Origin of the sequence: Bernardetia sp. (assembly GCF_020630935.1) — a bacterium.
Classification (GTDB): Bacteria; Bacteroidota; Bacteroidia; order Cytophagales; family Bernardetiaceae; genus Bernardetia.
On record NZ_JAHDIG010000001.1, the window covers coordinates 21,005 to 43,209 of the forward strand.

19 protein-coding genes and 2 tRNA genes are annotated in these 22,205 nt (G+C 34.4%); 11 read left to right on the forward strand and 10 right to left on the reverse strand.

Annotation, left to right across the window (positions count from 1 at the left end):
• Positions 1 to 184 precede the first annotated feature (184 nt).
• Together QZ659_RS00095 and QZ659_RS00100 are read left to right on the forward strand one after the other, a co-directional pair.
• Positions 185 to 625 (forward strand): hypothetical protein, encoded by a 441-nt coding sequence (locus tag QZ659_RS00095; protein ID WP_291720011.1) that lies wholly within the window; start codon positions 185 to 187, stop codon positions 623 to 625.
• Positions 564 to 1,862, forward strand: coding sequence for a hypothetical protein (locus tag QZ659_RS00100; protein WP_291720014.1), 1,299 nt, complete (start codon positions 564 to 566; stop codon positions 1,860 to 1,862). Before QZ659_RS00095 ends, QZ659_RS00100 begins: the two co-directional genes overlap by 62 nt.
• Positions 1,863 to 1,939: 77 nt before the next feature.
• Here QZ659_RS00100 and guaB read toward each other — a convergent pair whose 3' ends face one another.
• Positions 1,940 to 3,385, reverse strand: a complete 1,446-nt coding sequence (gene guaB, locus QZ659_RS00105; RefSeq protein ID WP_291720328.1) for an IMP dehydrogenase — start codon at positions 3,383 to 3,385, stop codon at positions 1,940 to 1,942.
• Between the two features lie 458 nt (positions 3,386 to 3,843).
• Here guaB and QZ659_RS00110 point away from each other — a divergent pair, with 458 nt between their 5' ends.
• The 4 genes from QZ659_RS00110 (at position 3,844) to QZ659_RS00125 (ending at position 7,975) form a co-directional block, all read left to right on the forward strand.
• Complete coding sequence (locus QZ659_RS00110) at positions 3,844 to 4,752, forward strand: cell division protein FtsX (RefSeq protein ID WP_291720017.1); 909 nt, start codon at positions 3,844 to 3,846, stop codon at positions 4,750 to 4,752.
• A 130-nt stretch (positions 4,753 to 4,882) separates the two neighbouring features.
• Positions 4,883 to 6,403: a TROVE domain-containing protein gene (locus QZ659_RS00115; protein ID WP_291720020.1), complete on the forward strand. Its 1,521-nt coding sequence runs from the start codon at positions 4,883 to 4,885 to the stop codon at positions 6,401 to 6,403.
• 1,106 nt (positions 6,404 to 7,509) lie between these two features.
• A tRNA-OTHER gene (locus QZ659_RS00120) sits at positions 7,510 to 7,649 on the forward strand.
• 185 nt (positions 7,650 to 7,834) lie between these two features.
• Positions 7,835 to 7,975, forward strand: a tRNA-OTHER gene (locus QZ659_RS00125).
• Between the two features lie 426 nt (positions 7,976 to 8,401).
• On the opposite strand, the gene QZ659_RS00130 is transcribed toward QZ659_RS00125, so the two are convergent.
• Entirely contained in the window at positions 8,402 to 9,439 is a 1,038-nt protein-coding gene (locus QZ659_RS00130) for an RNA ligase family protein (protein WP_291720023.1), read from the reverse strand.
• Positions 9,440 to 9,718: 279 nt separating this feature from the next.
• Positions 9,719 to 11,506, reverse strand: a complete 1,788-nt coding sequence (locus QZ659_RS00135; protein ID WP_291720025.1) for a PKD domain-containing protein — start codon at positions 11,504 to 11,506, stop codon at positions 9,719 to 9,721.
• Positions 11,507 to 11,711: 205 nt separating this feature from the next.
• Here QZ659_RS00135 and tsaE point away from each other — a divergent pair, with 205 nt between their 5' ends.
• The 3 genes from tsaE (at position 11,712) to QZ659_RS00150 (ending at position 14,217) form a co-directional block, all read left to right on the forward strand.
• A complete protein-coding gene (gene tsaE / locus QZ659_RS00140) occupies positions 11,712 to 12,188 on the forward strand; it encodes a tRNA (adenosine(37)-N6)-threonylcarbamoyltransferase complex ATPase subunit type 1 TsaE (protein WP_291720028.1) in 477 nt (158 codons plus the stop codon).
• Positions 12,185 to 13,417 (forward strand): alanine dehydrogenase, encoded by a 1,233-nt coding sequence (locus tag QZ659_RS00145; RefSeq protein ID WP_291720031.1) that lies wholly within the window; start codon positions 12,185 to 12,187, stop codon positions 13,415 to 13,417. Before tsaE ends, QZ659_RS00145 begins: the two co-directional genes overlap by 4 nt.
• A 92-nt stretch (positions 13,418 to 13,509) precedes the next feature.
• Positions 13,510 to 14,217 carry a DUF4230 domain-containing protein gene (locus QZ659_RS00150; protein WP_291720033.1) on the forward strand — a complete coding sequence of 236 codons (708 nt, stop codon included), beginning with the start codon at positions 13,510 to 13,512 and terminating at the stop codon, positions 14,215 to 14,217.
• Between the two features lie 67 nt (positions 14,218 to 14,284).
• Here the strand turns inward: QZ659_RS00150 and QZ659_RS00155 are convergent, their stop codons facing one another.
• The 4 genes from QZ659_RS00155 to QZ659_RS00170 all read right to left on the reverse strand — a co-directional run bounded on the left by QZ659_RS00155 (position 14,285) and on the right by QZ659_RS00170 (position 17,353).
• Positions 14,285 to 14,698 carry an SWIM zinc finger family protein gene (locus tag QZ659_RS00155; RefSeq protein ID WP_291720035.1) on the reverse strand — a complete coding sequence of 138 codons (414 nt, stop codon included), beginning with the start codon at positions 14,696 to 14,698 and terminating at the stop codon, positions 14,285 to 14,287.
• A gap of 3 nt (positions 14,699 to 14,701) precedes the next feature.
• Positions 14,702 to 15,430 (reverse strand): DUF3592 domain-containing protein, encoded by a 729-nt coding sequence (locus QZ659_RS00160; protein WP_291720037.1) that lies wholly within the window; start codon positions 15,428 to 15,430, stop codon positions 14,702 to 14,704.
• Positions 15,431 to 15,577: 147 nt separating this feature from the next.
• Positions 15,578 to 16,030 (reverse strand): hypothetical protein, encoded by a 453-nt coding sequence (locus QZ659_RS00165; RefSeq protein WP_291720039.1) that lies wholly within the window; start codon positions 16,028 to 16,030, stop codon positions 15,578 to 15,580.
• Positions 16,031 to 16,267: 237 nt separating this feature from the next.
• Positions 16,268 to 17,353 (reverse strand): FAD:protein FMN transferase, encoded by a 1,086-nt coding sequence (locus QZ659_RS00170; protein ID WP_291720042.1) that lies wholly within the window; start codon positions 17,351 to 17,353, stop codon positions 16,268 to 16,270.
• A 167-nt stretch (positions 17,354 to 17,520) separates the two neighbouring features.
• On the opposite strand from QZ659_RS00170, the gene QZ659_RS00175 reads away from it, so the two are divergent.
• Positions 17,521 to 18,165, forward strand: coding sequence for an oxidoreductase (locus QZ659_RS00175; RefSeq protein ID WP_291720046.1), 645 nt, complete (start codon positions 17,521 to 17,523; stop codon positions 18,163 to 18,165).
• Between the two features lie 97 nt (positions 18,166 to 18,262).
• Positions 18,263 to 19,123, forward strand: a complete 861-nt coding sequence (locus tag QZ659_RS00180; RefSeq protein WP_291720049.1) for a hypothetical protein — start codon at positions 18,263 to 18,265, stop codon at positions 19,121 to 19,123.
• Positions 19,124 to 19,261: 138 nt separating this feature from the next.
• On the opposite strand, the gene QZ659_RS00185 is transcribed toward QZ659_RS00180, so the two are convergent.
• The 3 genes from QZ659_RS00185 to QZ659_RS00195 form a co-directional block, all read right to left on the reverse strand.
• On the reverse strand, positions 19,262 to 20,818 hold the full coding sequence (locus QZ659_RS00185) for a thioredoxin-like domain-containing protein (protein WP_291720053.1): 1,557 nt from the start codon (positions 20,816 to 20,818) through the stop codon (positions 19,262 to 19,264).
• Positions 20,819 to 20,961: 143 nt separating this feature from the next.
• Positions 20,962 to 21,918, reverse strand: coding sequence for an ATP-grasp domain-containing protein (locus tag QZ659_RS00190; RefSeq protein WP_291720056.1), 957 nt, complete (start codon positions 21,916 to 21,918; stop codon positions 20,962 to 20,964).
• Between the two features lie 57 nt (positions 21,919 to 21,975).
• Complete coding sequence (locus QZ659_RS00195; protein WP_291720059.1) at positions 21,976 to 22,137, reverse strand: hypothetical protein; 162 nt, start codon at positions 22,135 to 22,137, stop codon at positions 21,976 to 21,978.
• Positions 22,138 to 22,205 lie beyond the last annotated feature (68 nt).

The window sequence follows — 22,205 nt, forward strand, 5'->3', positions numbered from 1 at the left end:
TGCTTTTTCTTAGAATCAATGACAAAATACGAATTATTTTTTTGAATGGAAAGGAGATATTTTTTATATCCTATGCGACTTTTTTATCAGAAAAACAGAAGTTCATAACAGTTGCACATTTTGATAGATTTTTACTAAGTTGCGATTGAGATAGATGTAATAGTAATTATACAAAACTTATCGTATGTATTCCAATTCCAAAAAGTTTTTTTTCAAGATTAATATTTTGCTTATCATCTGCCTGTTTTGTAGTTGTAAAAGCTCTAAACACGACCCAAATGCTCATAAAGTAGCGAAAGAGTTTGAAACTCAGTATAGCAATGAGCAATATGAGTTTTCTTATACAACTTGGGGTACTTTTGAAACTATGACTAGCTGGGATAGTGTAAAAAAATACATGCCAAAAAAAGATAGGAAGCGTTTTTCCAAGAAAATGTTTTTAACTGGTGCAGACTTTCCTCTAATTAAATTTAGTCCTACAAAACATTATATTTTTGTATATCCAATTACTAAGAAAAATAAGAATCAAGTATTGGAAAGATTAGATACCACAAATAAAGTTTTTGAAAAAATCTACAAACACCCTACAAAAGACTACTTTCATACACTTCTATGCTCACGATAATAGCAGAAAGTTAAAGGATTATGATGCTCAAGTTTTCACTCAAGGTTATCAAAACTCATTTAAGTCTATAAAAGTAGGCAAAGATTACGAAATGGCTACACCAGAAAATCCTTTTGCCCTTGCCAATGAAGCCTTCTCAAAATCTATAGATTCTACAGGAAATTATATTTTACCTCTCATAAAATTAGATTATTATAGCAACAACTACCAAACAGAAAGGGAAAAAGCTAGTTTTACTCAAACATCAGCGACATACCACTCTTTTATTCATCGTTCTGAAAAACTACCTTTATTTTGGAAAGAATGGCGTAATCTAACGTATCTTAAAAAGATAGACAATGATACTTTGCCTTCTTTCTTGGCAGAGAATGAAAAAGCAGTAGATTTTATTATAGAAAAAGCTAGGCAAAATCAAGTAGTGATGTTTAATGAAGCTCATTTTGACCCTCAACATCGTTTATTAGTAACTCATTTGTTAGCAGATTTTTATAAAGAAGAGTTTTGTTTTTTGGCTTTAGAAGGACTTGGAAAACACGATACTACTATAAATGAAAGAGGGTTTGTCATTCAATCTTCTGGTTTTTACACACTAGAACCTGCTATGGCAGATTTGATTCGTCAAGCTCACAAAAGAGGATTTTATATTTTCGGTTATGATGAATACGGAAAAGACAGAGAAAAAAAACAAGCAAAGAATATTTTTGAAAAAACAATAGCTAAAGATAAAGATGCAAAAGTGCTTGTTTTTGCAGGTTTTGGGCATATTAGTGAGAAAAAAGCAAAAACTGAGAAGCAGAGAAACATGATGGCAAAAGAGTTTGAACTTTTATCTGGAATTAACCCTCTGACAATAGACCAAGTGGAGTATATGAATATGTCAGAAAATAATTGGCTTTCGATAGTCGATGCCAGTACTTATAATGGTGGAATTGAAGTTGATATCAAGATCGCTAACTCTTTTTATAAATTTCCTCAAGAGAAAAGAGAGATAAAATATACCTTTTCGGATAGTGTAAAAACAGAACTAGATATTGAAAAGACAACATACAAAGGAAGTCTGAAAGTATATAATTTGGAAGAATGGAAAATTACAAGAAAAGCTGTTCCTTTTCAAGTTATAGCAATCCAAAATGAAAAATCTGTAAACTTATCTCTGAAACCTAATCAAGAGTATTATATAGAAATAGCTGACCCACAAGGCTCAATAATCTTTGAAGAGATTTTGAGGATAGAGTAATAAAGAGAATATTTTGAAATAAAAATGCACAAAACTAATCGCTCTGTGCATTTTGATAAGCTCTGAAATTGATAAAATTAATTTCTACTATAATTTGGAGCTTCACGAGTTATCATTACGTCGTGTGGATGACTTTCTCTCATTCCAGCATTGGTAATCTTGACAAATTGTGCTTTCTGTAAGTCTTCAATAGAAGCTGCACCACAATAGCCCATTCCAGCTTTAAGCCCTCCAACGAGTTGATAAATTACTTCAGCAGCCTTTCCTTTGTAAGCAACTCTACCTGTAATTCCTTCTGGAACGAGTTTCTTAATATCGTCTTCTGTGTCTTGAAAATAACGGTCTTTTGAGCCATCTTCCATTGCTTCAATAGAACCCATTCCACGATAATATTTGAATTTCCTACCTTCATAAATTATCATTTCCCCAGGGGCTTCGTCTGTTCCTGCCAAAAGCGAACCTATCATAATGCTAGATGCTCCTGCTGCAATAGCTTTTACTACATCTCCTGAAAAACGAACACCACCATCTGCAATAATTGGAACTCCTGTTCCTTTCACTGCTTGTGCCGCTTCAAAAACAGCAGAAAGTTGTGGCATTCCTACCCCTGCAATAATACGTGTGGTACAGATACTACCCGGTCCTACACCTACTTTTACTGCATCAGCTCCTGCATCGGCTAGTGCCTTAGCTCCTGCTCCTGTGGCTACATTTCCCACAATCACTTGTAGATTTGGATATGCTGTTTTTACTTTTTTGAGCATTTCGATAACACCTTTTGAGTGTCCGTGTGCTGTATCAATCGTGATAGCATCTACGCCAGACTTTACAAGAGCAGCTACTCTTTCTAGTGTATCGCCTGTAACTCCTACGGCAGCACCTACACGCAAACGTCCTAATTCGTCTTTACAAGCATTGGGTCTGTCGCTATTTTTTAAAATGTCTTTATAAGTGATGAGTCCAACGAGCTTGTAATTATCATCTACGATAAGTAGCTTTTCAATTTTGTTTTCATCTAAAATATCTTCTGCTTGTTCTAAATCTACTCCTTCTTTTGCTGTAATGAGATTTTCAGAAGTCATTATATCTGAAACAGGAAGAGATAAGTCTTTTTGAAAACGCAAATCTCTGTTGGTAAGAATTCCGACAAGTTTTGTATTTTCATCAACTACTGGAATACCACCAATCTTGAACTCTTTCATCAATCTATTTGCATCAGCAAGGGTTTGACTAGGCAGAACAGTTACTGGGTCTATAATCATTCCACTTTCCGAACGTTTTACTTTTCTTACTTGCTCGGCTTGTTTGGTAATACTCATATTTTTATGGATGAAAGCCATTCCACCTTCTTGTGCAATCGCAATCGCCATTTCAGCCTCACTCACTGTATCCATAGCAGCAGAGACAATAGGAACATTGAGTGTTATTTTTTTTGTAAGCCGAGTTTTAGTTTGTGTATTTCTTGGTAGCGTTTCAGAGTAAGCTGGAACAAGCAATACATCGTCATAAGTAAGAGCTTCCATCAGAAATTTAGAAGCATAGGCATCAGATGAATTCTGATTTTGTAGAGTAGGGTGGCTAGTTGTAGCAGCACCGTTTTGGGTGTGTTTCGTTTCAGACATGGCAAATAATGTAATGTTACTATTTGCCATACAAAATTAAGGAATTATTTGGATTTACAAGTACATAGACAGAAAATTCTTTTTTTGTTTTCATTTTGGTAAAATAGCAAAGAAAACCCTTTATTTTGAGTAGCTTGAATAAATAAATTACTTTTTAGTACTTTTGTAGAAGGTTAATATACCTTTCATTAGAGTACTGGACATTCATAGATGTTTGCTGTTCTGTGAGTCACAGAACAGGGAAAAAAACACCGTTCGTTGGTGTTTTAGTGTAGCGACACCAACAACTTTTATATCATGTCCAGTACTCTAACCTTTCATTAATCACTAATCATTAAAAGATTAATCACTAAATAAAATTGCAACTCCCTTCCATCAATCGCCCTTTTTCTAAGAAACGCATAGGCAGTTATCCCTATATAGGAGTGCTGATAAATATTACCTTAGCACTTTTTATTACTGGAATCTTGGGCTTGATTCTGATTTATACCTATCAGTTTTCGGTCAGAACAAAAGAAAATGTAGAAGTAGAGGTCTATTTGCGTAGAGATGTCAATGAAAATCAGCGTTTGAGCATTCAAAAGAAACTCACTGAACTGGAATTTGTCTTGAAAGATAAGGAGGGCAAGCCTCGTATTCGTTTTATGTCTAGCAAAGAAGCTACCGATATGATGCGACAGGAGGCAGGCGTAGAGTTTGAAGAGTTTTTAGTGGGAGAAAATCGTTTGCCAGATGCGTATTACATCAATGTAGAGGAATCATATTACCAAAAAGATAAAATGGCTCTTCTGAAGGCTCAAATTGAAAGTATTGAAGGAGTGTACGAAGTAGATTTCAAAGACAAATACATTGAAGAAATTACAAAAAATCTACAAATGGTTAGTTATATCTTTTTTGCCTTTGCATTAGTTTTTTTTATTGCTGCCGTAATCTTAATTGATAGTGGCGTTCGTTTGGCTCTTTTCTCACAACGTTTTCTCATTCGCAGTATGCAACTGGTTGGGGCTGCTCCATTCTTTATAAAAAAACCCTTTCTTCGTCGTGCTTTATTCCATGGTATAATTGGAAGTATCTGTGCCTATATTTTGGTGCTGATTCTAGCAAAAGGCTTTGCACTTTGGATTCCTGAGCTTAACGCCTTCGATTATATGGGTTCTATAATTGGTCTTGGTATTACACTTCTAGTTTTAGGAATAAGCATAAATACAGTAAGTGCTTATATTGCTGTAAGTAAATACCTTCGTATGCGATTAGATGACTTATATTAAAAATAAAAAGGTTCTGAATCTTAACCTTCAAGAATAGAATTATATAGTTTTTTTCTACTCAAATGAACTAAAAATCATCAGTACGTTGTTGCTATCATCAAATAAGGAACAAACCTTAAACACAAACGTCATGAGATTCAATAGCACAACAAAAAGAACCCACATCACAACCAACTACGAAGGAGCAAAAGCATACAGCATTTCTCCAGCGTTGGAACTATATTCTGCTGTGGTTACTTCTTCACTTAGCAATACATTTTACGAAGCTACAGATGATAGAATAAGCCGTTTGAGAAAACTCATTGCTCAAAACGACCCTCTTTTTGTGGCAAAACTAGCTGTTTATGCTCGTGAGAAAATGTATTTGCGTTCTATCCCTTTGGTTTTGGCAGTAGAACTTGCTAAAGTTCATAAGGGAAATGACTTGGTAAGCCGTTTGGTAAGCCGAATTGTGAAGCGTGCTGATGAGATAACCGAACTCTTGGCATATTACCAAGCTGCAAACAAGAGAAGCGATGTCAAAAAATTAAATCGTCTTTCTAAGCAGTTGCAGAAAGGTTTGGCAATCAGTTTCAATAGGTTTGACGAATACCAATTTGCTAAATACAACAGAGATACAGAAATTAGATTGCGTGATGCACTGTTTTTGGTTCACCCAAAAGCAAAAGACGAAAGTCAGCAAATGCTTTTTAATAAAATTGTAGAAGATACTTTGCAAGTGCCTTATACATGGGAAGTAGAACTCTCAAGATTAGGGCAATCTGAATTCGCCAATGAAATAGACAAGCAAAATGCTCTCAGAGAGAAGTGGCAAGAACTTATCGATAGTGGTAAACTAGGCTACATGGCTCTTTTGAGAAACCTTAGAAATATGCTTCAATCAAATGTGAGTAAAGAACATATCAAAAAAGTAGCTCAAAGGCTTTCTAACCAAAAAGAAGTAGAAAGGTCGAAACAACTTCCTTTCCGTTTCTTGTCAGCATTTAGAGAGTTAGAAAAACAACCTTTTGTGAACGTTCAAATTCTACTTTCTGCACTAGAAGAAGCTGTAAAAATTTCTATTAGAAACTTGAAAGGTTTTGATGAGAACACTTCTGTCTTGATAGCTTGTGACGTTTCAGGTTCTATGCAATTTCCAATCTCGCCAAGAAGCTCTGTTTTGGGCTACGACATTGGGCTTGTTTTGGGAATGCTTTTGCAACACCGTTCAGAGTCTGTAATTAGTGGTCTTTTTGGAGATACTTGGAAAGTTATTAATCTACCAAAAGGAAATATTCTTTCTAATGTGCAAAATTTGCGTAAGCGTGAAGGAGAAGTGGGTTACTCTACAAATGGTTACTTAGTCATCAAAGATATTTTGAAGCGTAAGCAAAAAATAGACAAAGTAATGATTTTTACAGACTGCCAACTTTGGAATAGCAATTACAGTAAAGAAAGCATTTCAGACTACTGGAATCAGTACAAGAAAGAAGTCGCACCAAATGCTAAACTCTACTTGTTTGATTTGCAAGGATACGGCAAAATGCCACTTCAACTTAAAACAAACGATGTTAGCTTAGTGGCTGGTTGGTCGGATAAGGTTTTTGAAGTAATGGAAGCCATCGAAAATGGTCAAGATACTTTGAGCCAAATCCAAGAACTAGAATTTTAGAATAAATACAACTTTGTCAGTCGTTTGCTAAGGCAAACACTGGCAATAGTTGATAAAACATAACTCACTCTTCAGAGTGAGAAAAAATATAATGAGTGCCGTAAAGAAAAGTTACTTCGGTTAGAACGCTTGCCTTATTTCGCAAGAGGACGTGGGTTCAATTCCTACCTTTCCAAAACTGTCATGTTTGGAATGTAGTTCAGTTTCATACTTTTTTTGTCTATTGCCTCATTTTCAAAAAATGCAGCTCATTCTTTAGAGTGAGAGTAAAAATAATGAGTGCCGTAGAAGAGAGTTACTTCTTGGTTGGAACAACTGTTTAGATATACTCAAATAGTCGGGTTCGAGTCCCTTCACCTTAGAATTTTTCTAAGATGTAGTTCATCTACTTTCTTTGCCTGTTGCCTCATTTTCAAAAAATGCAGCTCATTCTTTAGATTGAGAAAATAATATTTCATTTTACCCAGTCTGGAAGACTGGTGTACAAGTAAAAAAGAGTGTCGTAGAAGAGAGTTACTTCGCCTGTAACGCCAGAGGTCGTAGGTTCGAATCCTACCGTTCTACCCATTTTGTAGGATGTGGTCTAGTTGGTCTAAGACGCTGAAAAAAAGTCTCTCCTCGCCTGTAACCTCTTTTTTAAAAGAGAGCAAGAAATAAAATGAGTGTCGTAAAAAAGAGTTCCTTCTTTATAAATCACAAGTAGGCTCGTACACTATTTTCGTCTTAAACGAACAAAGAACGAAATAAACGTACAATCCTCTTTTTGCTTATTACCTCATTTTTACAAAAATATAATAACAAAAAAGTGTCGTAGAATAGACTTACTTCGACTATTAATCGGCGTGTCGTGGGTTCGAATCCCACCTCCCTAGCAAAAAAAATAATCAATCTTGGGGAGTAGCTCAGTCTGGTAGAGCAGCAAACGTGGTCTTTTCGCTTGTTACCTTTTTTGTTATTGTATTATTAAAGTTTAACCGTCAACGAGCTTTAAAGCGTCGTTGAGGAAAAATATAAATGAGTGTCGTAGAAGAGACTTACTTCGATTTGGGTTCGGCAGGTCGCAGGTTCGAATCCTGCCTCTCTACCTATTTAGTATTTTAAAATGTAGAGAGTAGCTCAGTCAGGTTAGAGCAGCAAACGTGGTCTTTTCGCTTGTTACCTCATTTATTTCTATTAAAACAGAAAATAAAAAAGTGTCGTAGAGAAAGGATACTTCTGTACACAGGTTCGAATCCTGTTTCTTTCTAAGCCTTAGAAAGAGTGGCAGAGTGGTTATGCAAGAGCCTTTTAATAAGGTTTGCCTTTTTCGAATATTACCTTTTTTGTTTTTTTGATTGTAAATAAAAGAAGTGTCGTAGAATAGGCTTACTTCGATTACGGCTCGGCAGGTTATGGGTTCGAATCCCATTTTCTTTTTACTAAAAACAGTTTGAAGAAATAGCTCAACTGGATAGAGCAGCAAATGTAGTCTTTTCGCCTGTTACCTTCTTTTTTCAAAAAGTAAAGAGTGTCGTAAAAAAGGGTTACTTCTTATTTCTTACGATTTCACAGGTTCGAATCCTGTCTTTTTCTAAAATTTAGAGAAAGTGGCAGAGTGGCTAAATGCGAGGACTTTCTTCGGAAAGTTTTGTTCCCTTTTTGCTTGTTACCTCTTTTTCAAAATGTAGCTCACTTAGAGTGAGAAGATAAATAAAAAAGAAGTGTCGTAGAGAAAAAATACTTCGTTAAGCGTCTTAAAGTAGCGATATTTTGGGTGACCGAATGTGTGAAGATGAGCCTAGCTCCGTGGCAAAAATCGGAAAATGTACGTAATGGTCTTTTCTGTAAGTCTCTTGTAGATGTCGAATTGCCAGCTCACTGTTTTTCTATTTTGTAGAAAGAAAAGAGCGACGAGTAGTTCAGAGTTTTCTGACTACAAGCATTTTCCTCGCTTGTTACCTTCTTTTTTGTTTTTTTATGCGTTTCAAGATAAGGCGTGCCTTATCTCTACAGAAATTATTATTTTTTAGACATAAATTTCTGACAATCTGCTGTGATTCTTTCTTCAATCCATTGCTTTTGATGAGATGATAGTTCTACCAAAATCGTATCATTGTCTTGATCAAAATCTATCAGAATATCCTTGACAAATTCTTCTCTGATTTCCTCTATTCGCTCTGAATTATCAAAATCTAGTTTTCCAATCTTTGAAATGGCACTTTGTAGCCTGTTTTGAGTAATGTAGTTTCTTAATTCTTCTACCAAAAACTGTAATTCTTCTGTATTGGAGGAAATATTTGGAACAAACGACCATTTTTGCGCTTCATGAAATGCCTTGTTTTCTTCAAATTCTGGATTTTTGATTTTCAAGATAGGGCGATTAGGAAATATTTCTGTATCTAATTCTTGGAGCGGCTTAATTACGATGCCTTCTATCAAATTATTTTTAAAATTTGGCAAATTTAATTGTATTGGAATAGTAGAATTAATACGAATATCAAACTCTAAAGCTTCATTCAGCTTTCCAATAAAAAGATTTTTAGCATATAGTAGTTTGTGTGTTTCAAATAGTCGTATTGCTTTGTCATAATCCAAATAGGTTTTGATGTTTTCAGTTTCAAAGGCAATATCGAAGGCACAAAATTCAATCGTTGGGCTATAATAAATTCCTGTTTGGATAGCTTGCAGACTTTCTACTTTCTCTACTTCAGAATGTGGATATTCTCCACCAAAAAGCTCTCCGTAGATAATATATTTTTCAGCTTCTATCGTTTGCATCAACTCTTCAAAAAAGCTAATAATTTGACTTTCTAGTTTGTTTACAACCAGTTGAAAGCCAAAAAAGTCGTCTTTCCAATCTAAATATTCCTTTCGCTTGCCATAATGAAGCCTTCCATCTTGATAGATAAAAGAAAAATTTGCACCGTGTATTTTTTCTGTTACTATCCACTCTATTTTATCTAATTCTGTGTATTGATACTGATTCAGACCTAGTTTTTTCAAACTGGTAGGTATTTTTTCATAGCTAGAAAACGATGATGCTTCTAAATTTTTCATTATTTAAAAAAATCTATTCAAATACATATAAATTGATAAAAATCAACTTCAAAGAAAGTATAAAAGTTCCAGTAAATTGGCATTAAAAAAGTCTAACTGATTGAAAATCAGTTAGACTTTTTATAGTAAGGCTATGAAGTTGTTTAAGACCTGAAAGTTGGCAAAGTCAATAGAGAAAAAACAAATTATTTATGGTCTGCTCTAGCGAGACTAGCCTAAAGACTAAGGTCAGTACCAACACTTGTATATTCTTAAACAATTTTCATTTTCAGCTTTTAATTAATCACAGTCATACACATAATCTGTATTACTTACAATCGTTCCTGCTTGTGAATAAATAGTAGCTTTACTCGTACGCAAAAGTCCTCTTGCGTCGATAGTGTTTTCTACTTCTCCTAGTAGAGTTCCACTTCCATCTGTTGAAACTGTTTTGATAAGCTGACAGTCTTGATACGTATAAACATCTTTTTGTGTAAGCGCACCACTAGCATCAAAGGTTTCTACCAGCTGTGGGAAACTACCCTCTATACTTAAGAAGTCTGAATAAACTGTATAACCTGTCAATGTTCCTGCTGCATCATAGTTATCTGTACGAGTAAGTCTATTGTTTGCATCATATTCGCTAATAGAATAGCCTGTTAGGTTTCCACTAGCATCATAGCCATTAGCTCTAACTGTTCTGTCATTATTACTATATTCATATTCAACATAATTACTCAAAGTTGCTCCAAACCTGCTTTCATCTTTTATTCTACGTCCTTGTGCATCGTATTGAATATTGGTAACAAAAGTTCCTCCAATAGTACTTGTAGAAATTTGTGAAGGTAGTTTTTTACCATTTACTGTTGTATAAGAATAAGTAACCGTAACATTTCCTCCAGCCGTTGCAGAAGTTGTTCTTTCCACATAACACTCTGGCAAGTTACAAGGATTTCCACCAGTAGAAGCAGCTTCTATGGTTATGCTAGTTGTTGTTTCGCTTGTTCCTGCCGAATTAGAAACTACTAATTTTACTTCTACTACTCCGTCTGTATCAAAAGTAAACTTAGGGTTTTCTTCTGTGGAGTTGAAGCTCGTTCCTGCTGCCGACCATTGAAACGAAGTAGCATTTTGGCTTTCATTGATGAAAGTAACCTCTTCTCCAGCCTTAGGATTTGCTGGTGTGAAGCTAAAGGCTGCTACTGGAGCTGGTGTAGAAGCTGATACTGTTACTGTTTGAGTTGTCTCATCGCTATCACCATCTGCATTTTTAGCCACTAATTTTACCTCAAAACTACCATCTGCATCAAACGTAAAAGTAGGGTTTTCTTCTGTGGAGCTGAAACTCGTTCCTACTGCTGACCACTCGTAAGAAGTAGCATTTTGACTCTCGTTTGTAAAAGTTACTTCCTCTCCTGCTGTTGGGCTACTTGGAGAAAAACTAAACGCTGCTATTGGGTCTGGAGTTGGTTCTGCTGTGATTACGGTAATCGTTTGAGTTGTCTCATTGCTATCTCCGTCTGCATTTTTAGCAACCAATTTTACTTCAAACTCTCCATCTGTATCAAACGTAAATGTAGGATTTTCTTCCGTAGAGCTAAAGCCTGCACGTTCTGACGACCACTCATAAGATGTAGCGTTTTGGCTTTCATTGGTAAAGGTTACTTCCTGCCCAGTCTGTGGGTTAGTAGGGGAAAAGCTAAAGGCTGCTACTGGTGCTGGAGCAGTAACATCGGCAGGAGCAATGCTAATTTCTCTTGTTGTGGTATTGCTTCCTCCTTCACCTGTTGCGACTAAGGTTACCGTAAAGTCACCTTCTTCTGTAAATGTAAAAGTAGGATTCTTTTCTGTTGAACTAAAACTTGTTCCTGCTGCTGACCACTGAAAAGTAGTAGCATCTGTACTGGTATTATTGAAAGTTACAGCTTCATTGACTTTGGGACTTACAGGCGTAAATGTAAAAGAAGCTACTGGCTCTTTTGGTTTTTCTTCATCTTCTTCTTTTTTAGAACAACTAATAAAAATAGAAAGAGCAAGGAAAGAAAATATAATCCCTTTGAGCATAATAAAAAAATGATTGGATTTCATAACGAAAATGATTTGGTAAATTAGAAATTAAAGAGGTAGATAGTTTTCATTGTTCAATATCATAAAAAAGCACATGTCATTTCATACGTAGAAATAAGCTGTTTTGATATAATTTCGTCATTTTTTCCTATAAAATTCTCAAATTCTGTGTATCTTCGATAAAATTTTGATTTTCACTTATTTTTATTCTACTTTTTCTTAGAAAATGACTATTCCTTTTTCTAACCCAATACAATTTGAATGTCCTTCACTTGACGAACTGCCAATGGTTGCAAAAAAAGTTATTGCGGTGGCAAATACCCTCAATAGACGTATTTGGATTTTGGAAGGCGATTTGGGAGCAGGAAAGACTACTTTTACCAAAGCTGTTTGTAAGGAACTAGGAGTAGAAACAACTGTCAGCAGTCCGACATTTGCCCTCATCAATGAATATGAAGGCAAGTATGACAATCAAGAAGAAAAACTAATTTATCATTGCGATTTTTATAGAATAGATAACCCTTCCGAAGTTTTGGAGTTAGGATTAGATGAATATTTTGAAAAAGTAGAAAATCATGGAAATTATTGTTTTATAGAGTGGGCTTCCAAAATAGAGCCTTTTCTACCAGAGGAATATTTACAAATCGATATAGAAATCAACCCAACTACCCATTCACGTACTTTAACCTTGAGTAGCTTATGAGCCAAGATGATGCAATAAAAAAATTAATACAACAGTACGAATATTATCAGCCCCAAGAAATGCTCGCTAAAGTACGTGAGCGCAACCAACAACTCACTATCGGTATTCCAAAAGAAAATAATAAAGATGAGTTTAGGGTAGCTGTTCGTCCAGAAGCTGTTCGGCTATTAGTTGCTAACGGACATCAAGTAGTTATAGAAACGGGTGCAGGCGAAAGGTGTAAATATACCGACCACGAGTATAGTGATGCAGGTGCACAGATAAAGTATTCGGCAGAAGAAGTTTTTCAATCAGAAATTGTCTTGAAAGTTGCTCCTCCCACACTCAAAGAATTGGAGAAAATGCAGAGCAAGAAAACGCTTATCTCTACACTTCATTTAGCCAACGTAACTCCTGAATATCTTCACGCCATCAATCGTAAAAAAATTACGGCAGTTGCTTATGAAATGATTCAAAATAGAGAAGGAGGTTTGCCTGTCGTTCGCTCAATGAGTGAAATTGCAGGTAGTACGGTTATGCTGATTGCAGCAGAGTATTTGAGCAGTGCTAACGAAGGACAAGGAATTATTTTGGGAGGAATTACAGGCGTTGCACCAACAAATGTTGTCGTTTTGGGTTCGGGAACAGTTGGAGAATATGCTGCACGAACAGCTTTAGGCTTAGGAGCAAGCGTAAAAGTATTTGATAGCAGTGTGCCAATGCTTCGTAGAATTAAATATAATCTACTTCAACCCCACCTTTTCACTTCTATTTTTGATTTGGGAACACTCAAAACAGCCTTAGAAGAAGCTGACGTAGTGATAGGAGCAATTCGTCCAGAAAACGGTCGTACGCCTTCTGTCGTTACAGAAGAAATGGTATCACGTATGAAGCCTAACTCTATCATTATTGATGTCAGTATTGATTATGGAGGTTGTATAGAAACATCTGAAACCACTTCACACCATAAACCTATTTATAGAAAGTATGATGTTATTCATTACTGCGTTCCGAATATTCCATCTCGTGTGGCAAGAACAGCAGCTAATGCACTAAGTAATATTTTTGCTCCATTGCTTTTACGTGCTGGCGAACTGGGAAGTATTGAAGAAATGATTTATGCTGATATGGGTTTTGCAAAGGGCGTTTATAGTTATCAAGGAGGCTTGACGAATCAACATCTTAGTAAAAAATTCAATATGCGTTATAAAGATATTAGTCTGATTGCAGCAGCAAAGAAAGGACTTTAATTCAGTTATCAAGACGAAGCTTCGTTTCTATTTCTGTTATTGTAAATTAGAATATTTTTGGGCGAAAATAATTTATTATTAATCACTAGAACATGACAAATCTTATCAAAGCTATAACGGGTCTTTTAATTGTTGTATTGGTGGGTTTGGGTGTGATTTATTTTGTATTAAAACAGGAAAAAAAGGAATTACTAACTCCAAAAGAAACCATTACAGAGACAAATTTTAAAACGGTTTTGGAAGAAGTGGAAGGTTTGGGAAAGCTAGAACTTGTCAAATATAATTTTAAAGATGTTGTAGAACATACACAAAAACACGGTTATAGTTCTGTCTTGGATTCAAAGGTTTTGCTCATCGTCGCAGCCGAAGCTGTGGGTTGTATGGACTTGACACGCATAAAATCGGAAGATATTACAGAAATAGGCGATTCTGTTTATATTCATTTGCCTGCCCCAGAACTTTGTTATTACAAAATAGACCATCAAAAATCTAAAGTATATGATGCCGAATCTTTGCCATTTATGGAAGATGACAACCTTGTAGGAGAAGCCTTTGCAAAAGCTGAAAAACAAATTGAAAAAGCTGCCTTAGAATCTGGAATCCTTGTTCAGACACAAGCGATGGCAAAGACAATGCTCCAACCTCTCTTAGAAAACATCACTAAAAAAACGGTTATCCTAACCTTTGAACCCATTTCTGTATCAGAAGAACAAAACCCAGAAAGTAAAATGAGTATACAACAAAAAAATATCTTGAACAACCCTGTTCAGATACAATCGAAGAGCTTAGAGAAGGAGTAGTTTATCAGTTTTCTAATATACCTATGTTAAACTATGTGGTTTAAAAAATACGTGGAATCTACTATGATTATTTCCTAAATTCATCTAAAAACCCTTCTCTAAAACCCTTATTTCTTTTCAAATAGTCCATCATAAACTCTTTAATTTCTTGTTTTGAAAGCTCATCAAAAATGGCTTCAACTTCTCTTAATAATGAGCTTTGAGGAATTTCTCTCCACATTTTAGAATCACGCAAATAATACAACACAGCTACAACATGTTTGCAAATCCAGCCATCGTAAGGACAAGTACAATTCCAATCTACTACCTCTTCTTCATCTAATTCTACATAAATTTCATAAAAAGTTGTGCCTAATACTGTGGCTGTAAACTCCCCTTTTCCTATGGTTTCTATTTCTTGAATGTAATCTTGTTCGTAGATGTGGAAACCTCTATCTACAAAACGAGTTTCGATATGACTTTCAAAATCGTGTATTTTCATAATCTACTCCGTAATTTCTTTAGTTTCCTCTTCTATTTCCTCATTTTGCTCTTCTTCTAAAAAAGAAATATCTACCCAGTAATGTTCAGGGTTGTCCAAATCTATGTAAATAGGTAGTGTTTCTTTCTCTTCTAATAGTTCGGATGGGTCTTGTGCCAATGGCTCACTTTTGAAAAGCAAAACACTAGAATCTTCGTCTTTTTTCCATTCACACAAAATCACATAAGCAGGCTGGTCTTGCAGTGTAATTTGTGGGTCTTGCACTACGCCTTGCACTATGCCTTCCAAAACGCTTCCATTCTCTAAAAGCCATTTCTTACGGTTGGCTCGTAGCCAAACCAAGCCTCCCCAAATTATCCCTCCTCCGATAAAGGCAATGCCTGTAATGGACAAAAAACTCATCCAAAACCACTCATAGCGCACAATATGTGTGTCATCTGGATTGATAATGTCGTAATAAATTTCTACAACTTCACCCAGTTCATAGCTTGAAAAACGAGACGTTTCGTGCTTGGCGTGTACCATCACTTTTTGGCTATCTAAGGCATAAAAACCAATTACAGGATAAGTTTTTTCTTCTGGAAGAGGTTTTATTTCAATAACTCTACCTAAAGTACGCTCATATTTCGTTTGGCGAATTTGCTCTTTATTCCAACTCTGAACAGCTAACACAAGAAAAACTAACCCTGTCAGAACAAGTGATAAAGCCAAATAAAATGCTGTTCTTTTCATCGATATTTTTTTTCACTTCTATAAAAATGTATATGCAAAATACATAAATTCTGTTCAATTTTTTAGCATTTTGTTCAAGAAAAAACCTAACTCTTTCTCAGAATTAGGTTTTTGCCTCTAAAACACCAACAAGTATAGTTGTGTTTTCTATTTTGTTCTTTTGAAAGCTAAAAATGCCATCCCACAGGAGCTTTTCGAATTTTTGGGGAGAAAGTTGAGATAATAGGGAGCTGTTTTGTTACACTGAAACGTAATAGTTGTATAAAATTTATTTGTACCAGCATCGTAGTTAGAAGCAATCACTTCTCCTGCAAGCTCTTTAAAATTAGCAATAATACCCTTTGCCTCGCCTTCACTGCTCAAAATTCGTAATGTATAAGTATTTCCCTTCGTCATGATGACTGTATAATTTCTAAAATTGTTACAGCCTCTACACGTTCGCTGCACACGATAGCTTTTTGAAAGGCGATACCCATCTTGATTTAGTTTTTGTAATATCTTGACTTGCGCCATAGAATCTAAGTTACATTGTGCAGCAGCATCCGAAGTAGCAAAAAAAGTAAAAGCAAACATGCTACACAGAAAAAGAAATATTTTCATAATGGTTTGTTTATTTAGGATAAGAATTAAATATAAATTTCTAATCAAGAAAGAACTTAACAACTCTTTCTTACAATATTTTAGGCATAAGTCAATTTAGTTCAATTTACTAGCCAAACTCACATAACTGCATCTATTTTTGAAGAGTAAAAGATAAGTAATACGTCTTAAACTGTTGTTGGAGACTAAATATAAACAAATTTTCTTATTCTTAAATTTTCCAAAAACAAACTTTCCTTATAATTCTTCTATAAAGTTTTTGAAGCCTTTGCTCATCTGTGTCTTGACTGTTCCATTGTCATCATAAATCAAAAACACTTCTGCGTTGTCTAGTTTTTCAATCATTTCTAGAGCTTTTTCCCTTCCCAAAACCATACACGCTGTACCCAAGGCATCAGCTGTAATAGCATCATCTGCTAAAGCTGTTGCACTCAAAAGGTTGTGAGAAACAGGATAGCCTGTATTTGGATTTATGGTATGAGGGTATTTTTTTCCATCTCTGATATAAAATTTACGATAATTTCCAGAGGTTACTAAGGATTTGTTGTTGAGCGTAACAATGGCTTGTAGCTTTCTTTCTGTGTTTGGATTATCTTTTGTTTCTTCAATCGGCTTATCAATGCCTATTTTCCAGCCGTTTCCACTTGTTCCTTTTCCATTGGCTCTCACTTCTCCTCCAATCTCTACCATATAATTTTTAATATTTTGCTCTTCCAAAAAAAACGCAATTACATCTACTCCATAGCCCTGTGCAATCGCATTGAAATTGAGTTGAATCTGTGGCTTTGTCTTTTTGAGTATTTTTTCATCAAAGACAATATATTTATCAAAACCTACCAATTCTAATAGAGAATCAATTTTTTCTGTTGGTATTTTTTCTGGCTCTTCTATTTCTCCAAATCCCCATACACGAATCAGAGGCGCAAGCGTTGGGTCAAATGCTCCTTCACTGATTTCAAAAATTTCTCTGCTTCTTTTCAAAACTGGATAAAAAAAGTTGTTTTGAAAAACAATGGCACTATCTATATTTTGCATTCTATTAAAAATAGAAATTTCAGAATTTGGAATGTAGGTCGAAAGACTTTGATTAAATGCTTTGAGTAATGAATCTATTGCCATTTGATAATTTTTCCCACTTTCAGCTTCATATTTTATGGTATAGGTTGTACCCATTGTCTCGCCATAGACTTGGTACATTTTCTTGTCTTCTGTAGTCAGAATATTCCCAACATTTTCTGAACTTCTGCACTTATACACTAAAAACATCAGCACGATAAGCGCACCTCCATAGATTGCATTTCTGAAATAATATTTTTTGTCCATTTTATAATTTTGATTTTGTAATGTTTTATCTTTCTACAAAAGTACAAACTATTGGCAGAGGCTTTTGTATTACAACGAATTTATTATTTTCAAAAAAACATTTGTCCTTTGATTTGTTTTTACTAAAATAGAATTATCCTTTACCTCACTAGAAATTTAATATCACCATGGGAAAAACAGCCGTTATTGCAGGAAGCACTGGACTTATTGGACAAGAGCTTATCAAACACCTTTCAGAAGACAACCGTTACGACAAAATTTTGGCTCTCACACGCAAACCAAAAGCCTCTGACTTACCAAAAGTAGAATATGTAGTCGTAGATTTTGACCACTTATCTATATATAGCAATGAAATTCAAGGCGACGATGCTTTTTGTGCTTTGGGAACAACGATGAAAAAAGCAGGTAGCAAAGAAGCCTTCTATAAAGTGGATTACACCTATATTTGGGAATTTGGAAAAGTAATGGCACAGAATGGAGCAAAATCATTTACCCTTGTTTCTTCAATGGGAGCAGACAAAGATTCATTTTTTTACTATAATGAAGTCAAAGGCAAAATCGAAGAAGCTATTTCTCAATTAGATTTTGAAAAGATAACCATTGCTCGCCCTTCACTTCTCTTGGGAGATAGAAACGAAGACCGTTTGGGAGAGGATATTTCAAAAGTCTTTGTAAAGTTTTTCAGTCCGATTATTCCAGCTAAATACGACGGCATCGAAAGTTCACAGGTAGCCAAAGCAATGATAGTGGCAGCTAATGATGGTAAAAATGAATTAGAAATTATTGAAAATGATGAGTTACAAAAGATGTAATTTTCTATTGTTGTTGGTCTTTCGTTTTGGCTTACCATTACAAAGACCAACAACTCATACGTAAAAGAAAAGGGCGAGTTTTAGTAAATTTGTGGTCATGAAGAGATACGTAATCAGTTTATTATTTATAGTTATTAGCTCCTGTTGTTTTGCTCAAACCAAACTACCAATGTATTGTGGGAAATACACTATCTTAAAAGATAGTGCTTTCGTATATAAACAACTTTACAAATTAGATAAGATTTATGAGCATCATCGTAGTTATATTAGAAAAGATAGTACTCTTGTTGTTGAACGGGGAGGAGACTGCTTTATCAAATTACTTACTAATGCCGAGTTTAAAGAGTATATGCATGTAACAGATAGTGTCATAAACTTATTTAAAGTATATCCACCCATAATACAAGGAGAAATAATTTACTCTGACTTTATAGATTATATCAAAATTTATTTACCCAAATTGGACAGTCTAATGAGTATAAATTATTCAGAGATGTCTAATTGTATTTCTATTTCTAATACTTTGGATAAACAAATTTTCTTAGACAAAAAACAAATTACTCCTCTCATGTATGAGTATAAACATAAATTTGATAGTATTTTTAACTTACAAGCTATTAATCTCATTGGTTATGATATAAACATAGGATATTCATATAGTAAGATTCGCACTTATCAGTTTGATAAAATCGCATTTGATTTTGCTAGAATGTGTAAGAAAATAGGCTACAATTCTAGCAGTAAAAATAATAGTATTACAGAAGAAAATGTACTTGAAGACATATATAATTTCTATAAGAGCTGCCCTATTAAATACAATTTTCTAGTAGAAGAAGAATTATATAAAACATCTGATATAAGACCTAACTCTATGAGACATTCAGTAGTTCCTCTCTTTTTTTTCCTTTCAAGTCCTCATAATCAAGTAATACATGACTGGCCTGATAAAGAAAAATAAAAAGATAATACCATAAGCTCTTTCTTAGCTGCTGAAAAACGAATAAAAAAGTAACTATTTGTTCATATTGCCTCACTCTGACCCTACAAACAGAATTAAATCACCATGCTTTTTGAAACAACACCTTAAACTCTAAATCTACAAAATCACTTCCTTCTCAAACGTTTTTGTATTTACTCTCAAAATTTGATGATTATTGGTATCAGAAATATACAAATAATCTCCAATCAGAAGCACATCATTTGGCTCTGAAAGTCCACTAATGAGGGTTTTTACTCTATTTTTTTCTAAATCCAATACTTTTACTTTCCCATTGTAGGTATCAGCAATATAGACTTTGTTGTTATCGTGAAGAATGCCTACTGGATGTTGTAAGACGGCTTTTTGTGCTGTTCCGTCCGTATCTCCAAAATCAAAAAGTCCAGAACCGACAAGCGTTCTGACTTCCTTTTTCTGTAAGTCTATTTGGCGAATGGCACTAGCTTCCGAATCTGCTACATATAAAAAGTTCTCAGCTTGCGTGAGTCCACTAGGTTGATTGAAGGCTACTTTCTTAAAGTCGTCTCCATCGGTAAGTTGTTCTCTTCCACTTCCTGCAAAACGCTCTACTTGGTTAGTCTGCAAGTTCATTCTCAAAATCTGATGATTTCCTGCACTTGCAATGTACATTGTGTTGGGATATTTTTTATCGATAAGCAAATCCCAAGGCGAGTTTGGATTGACATTTTCTCCCCATTTTTTATCTCCAAAATAATAACTCATCTCGCCTGTTCCTGCAATCGTTTTGACGGTTTTGTTTTCTACATCTGCTTCTTTGATAACGTTATTTTTTGTATCTGCAATGTAGAGTTTTTTACCATTTTCAGAAAGAGCCAGTCCGTGAGGTTCGTAAAACTCTACGTTTTCAAAACTTCCTTCTGTATTTCCTTTTTTACCATTTCCAATAGTCTCTAAAACTTTGCCTTCCAAATTTATTTTTAAAACCCTATTATTTCCACTATCAGCTATCCAAAAGGCAGGTTCTTTATCGTCTTGATTGGCTCTAATGATTTTTGAAGGAAACATCAGTTCTTTTTTCTCTGCTTTGGCAAGTTGAAATTCAAATTTTTCAGAGTTTAGAATATCTTTATGCTTTACTTTTAGAGCCATAATCTGACTTCTAGCATCTTCATAGAATTTTTCCCCTGCACGTTGCCAAACCACTTTTCCCTCTGGAGAAATAAGTGTAAGTGTAGGCCAAGCACGAATACCATAACTTTGCCATACTTTCATATCTGCATCATTAACAACAGGATGATGAACACCAAATTTTAAGGCTGCCTGACGTATGCGCTGAGTAGATTGTTCTGCACTAAATTTTGCTGAATGGACACCAATCACGACAAGTTCGTTTTCAAATTCTTGTTCTAACTTTTCAAGGTCTGGAATGATATGTTGGCAGTTGATACAACCAAATGTCCAAAAATCTAACAAAACTATTTTTCCTTTAAAATCAGCTAGTTTGTATGACTTTTCAGTATTTACCCAACCAAATTTTGTATCAATTTCTGGCGCATTCGTAGGAGGAACAACCATATATTTTGGACTAATTTTGATAATTTTCTTTTCCTTATCAAGCTCACTGGCAGAAGTAGATTTTTCATTGCAAGAGATAAAAAAAAGTAAAATTAAGATAGGGAAAAATAGAGTTTTCATTGTGTTGTTTTTTCAGCGAAATTCGATAGTATAACTATGTTTTGATAAACAAAACCATCTCTGTTCTATACAACCCTATTTTATGAGAAAATGTTGAGGTAAGATACAATAAAAAGAAATTTGGATGGATATTGATACTTCTTTTACTCTTGTTTTAAAAATGCAGCAAACTTTTCAGCTAAGTTCAGTTTATTAGACTTATCTAAAAAAAGGAAATAACCTGGGTTATTACATTCTATAAAATAAAGTCCTTTTTCAGTTTGAATAAAATCAAAACTTCCAAAATCCAAATTAAAAGAAGCAAGATAATCAAAACATAAATGACTAAATTCAAAATTCTTAATGTAAGTAAATTTAATTTTATCTTCGGAGCGTCGCCAATCTAATGTATAATCTCCTTCTATTTTAAACGCATATAGTTGGTCTCCAAAAACAACGACTCTGTACTCAAAAATAAAATCTAGTTTTTCTTGAAAATGATAAATGTGAAAATCAATCTCATCATTTATAATCCATTCATACATTTCTTGAGTAATGGTAGTCGGATATGTAAAATAAGCATTTTCAGTATTTTCCTTTACTATATAATCTGAACCATAAATAGACTTGAAAAGTATTGTTTTATCTTTAGCAAATCTTTCAAAAGACTCTACCGTGTTGGTAATGATTTGCTTAGGTATTTGAAAACCTACTTTTTTTGCTTGTATTTGCTGTTTGGCTTTGTCTGCTGCTTGTCGTGTAAAGTTAGGATTAGACACAATTTTTATAGAAGAATTCTCAGCACAAGCTAACAAGGCATACAGACTAGCAGAATATTCTTGTATCAAAAAAGTCTTTAAATGCTCTTCTACCTCTGAGCTATCCATATTTACATCTCTTGACCACCAAATTGTCTTTATTTCTTCAGAGGATATAGAAATATTTGTATTTTTATTAGTTACTCTAAACTCAAAGTCTTCTAAATCTATATAAATATTATATTCTATGTTTAGAGTATCTGTATTTATTCTGAAACATACTTCTTTTGCAAGGTTATTTTCTATTTCATCTACCTCATAATCAGAAGTATTACTAATAATTAAAATTTTATTTTTTTCCATAAAATATGATGATAAAAAAAACTGTAATAATTGATTACTACAGTTTTTTTTATGTCATTAGCTTCTAGTTTTCAACTCTCTCTCTTGACGTGTTTCAAGAGACTTACGTCTGCTTTCTCTACGTAACCCTCCAGTCACTTGAGTAATTTCCTCTGTTGTCAATGAAGTAACAGATAATGAAAGTTCTGTTAATGACTTTTTTGCTTTTTTCTTATCCATAAGAATAATTTTTTGTTGAGTTAAGATGTACTAAACAATGTGTATAGCTATATTTTCAAATGTATGCT

Excerpts from the sequence above, each read along its gene's own strand:
- QZ659_RS00160 (WP_291720037.1), bottom strand. The coding sequence starts at position 15,430 with ATGAAAAGAACAGCATTTTATTTGGCTTTATCACTTGTTCTGACAGGG.
- QZ659_RS00165 (WP_291720039.1), bottom strand. The coding sequence starts at position 16,030 with ATGAAAATATTTCTTTTTCTGTGTAGCATGTTTGCTTTTACTTTTTTT.
- QZ659_RS00185 (WP_291720053.1), bottom strand. The coding sequence starts at position 20,818 with ATGAAAACTCTATTTTTCCCTATCTTAATTTTACTTTTTTTTATCTCT.
- QZ659_RS00130 (WP_291720023.1), bottom strand. The coding sequence starts at position 9,439 with ATGAAAAATTTAGAAGCATCATCGTTTTCTAGCTATGAAAAAATACCT.
- QZ659_RS00155 (WP_291720035.1), bottom strand. The coding sequence starts at position 14,698 with ATGAAAATACACGATTTTGAAAGTCATATCGAAACTCGTTTTGTAGAT.
- guaB (WP_291720328.1), bottom strand. The coding sequence starts at position 3,385 with ATGGAAGCTCTTACTTATGACGATGTATTGCTTGTTCCAGCTTACTCT.
- QZ659_RS00170 (WP_291720042.1), bottom strand. The coding sequence starts at position 17,353 with ATGGACAAAAAATATTATTTCAGAAATGCAATCTATGGAGGTGCGCTT.
- tsaE (WP_291720028.1), top strand. The coding sequence starts at position 11,712 with ATGACTATTCCTTTTTCTAACCCAATACAATTTGAATGTCCTTCACTT.
- QZ659_RS00135 (WP_291720025.1), bottom strand. The coding sequence starts at position 11,506 with ATGAAATCCAATCATTTTTTTATTATGCTCAAAGGGATTATATTTTCT.
- QZ659_RS00150 (WP_291720033.1), top strand. The coding sequence starts at position 13,510 with ATGACAAATCTTATCAAAGCTATAACGGGTCTTTTAATTGTTGTATTG.
- QZ659_RS00095 (WP_291720011.1), top strand. The coding sequence starts at position 185 with ATGTATTCCAATTCCAAAAAGTTTTTTTTCAAGATTAATATTTTGCTT.
- QZ659_RS00180 (WP_291720049.1), top strand. The coding sequence starts at position 18,263 with ATGAAGAGATACGTAATCAGTTTATTATTTATAGTTATTAGCTCCTGT.
- QZ659_RS00195 (WP_291720059.1), bottom strand. The coding sequence starts at position 22,137 with ATGGATAAGAAAAAAGCAAAAAAGTCATTAACAGAACTTTCATTATCT.
- QZ659_RS00145 (WP_291720031.1), top strand. The coding sequence starts at position 12,185 with ATGAGCCAAGATGATGCAATAAAAAAATTAATACAACAGTACGAATAT.
- QZ659_RS00190 (WP_291720056.1), bottom strand. The coding sequence starts at position 21,918 with ATGGAAAAAAATAAAATTTTAATTATTAGTAATACTTCTGATTATGAG.
- QZ659_RS00115 (WP_291720020.1), top strand. The coding sequence starts at position 4,883 with ATGAGATTCAATAGCACAACAAAAAGAACCCACATCACAACCAACTAC.
- QZ659_RS00175 (WP_291720046.1), top strand. The coding sequence starts at position 17,521 with ATGGGAAAAACAGCCGTTATTGCAGGAAGCACTGGACTTATTGGACAA.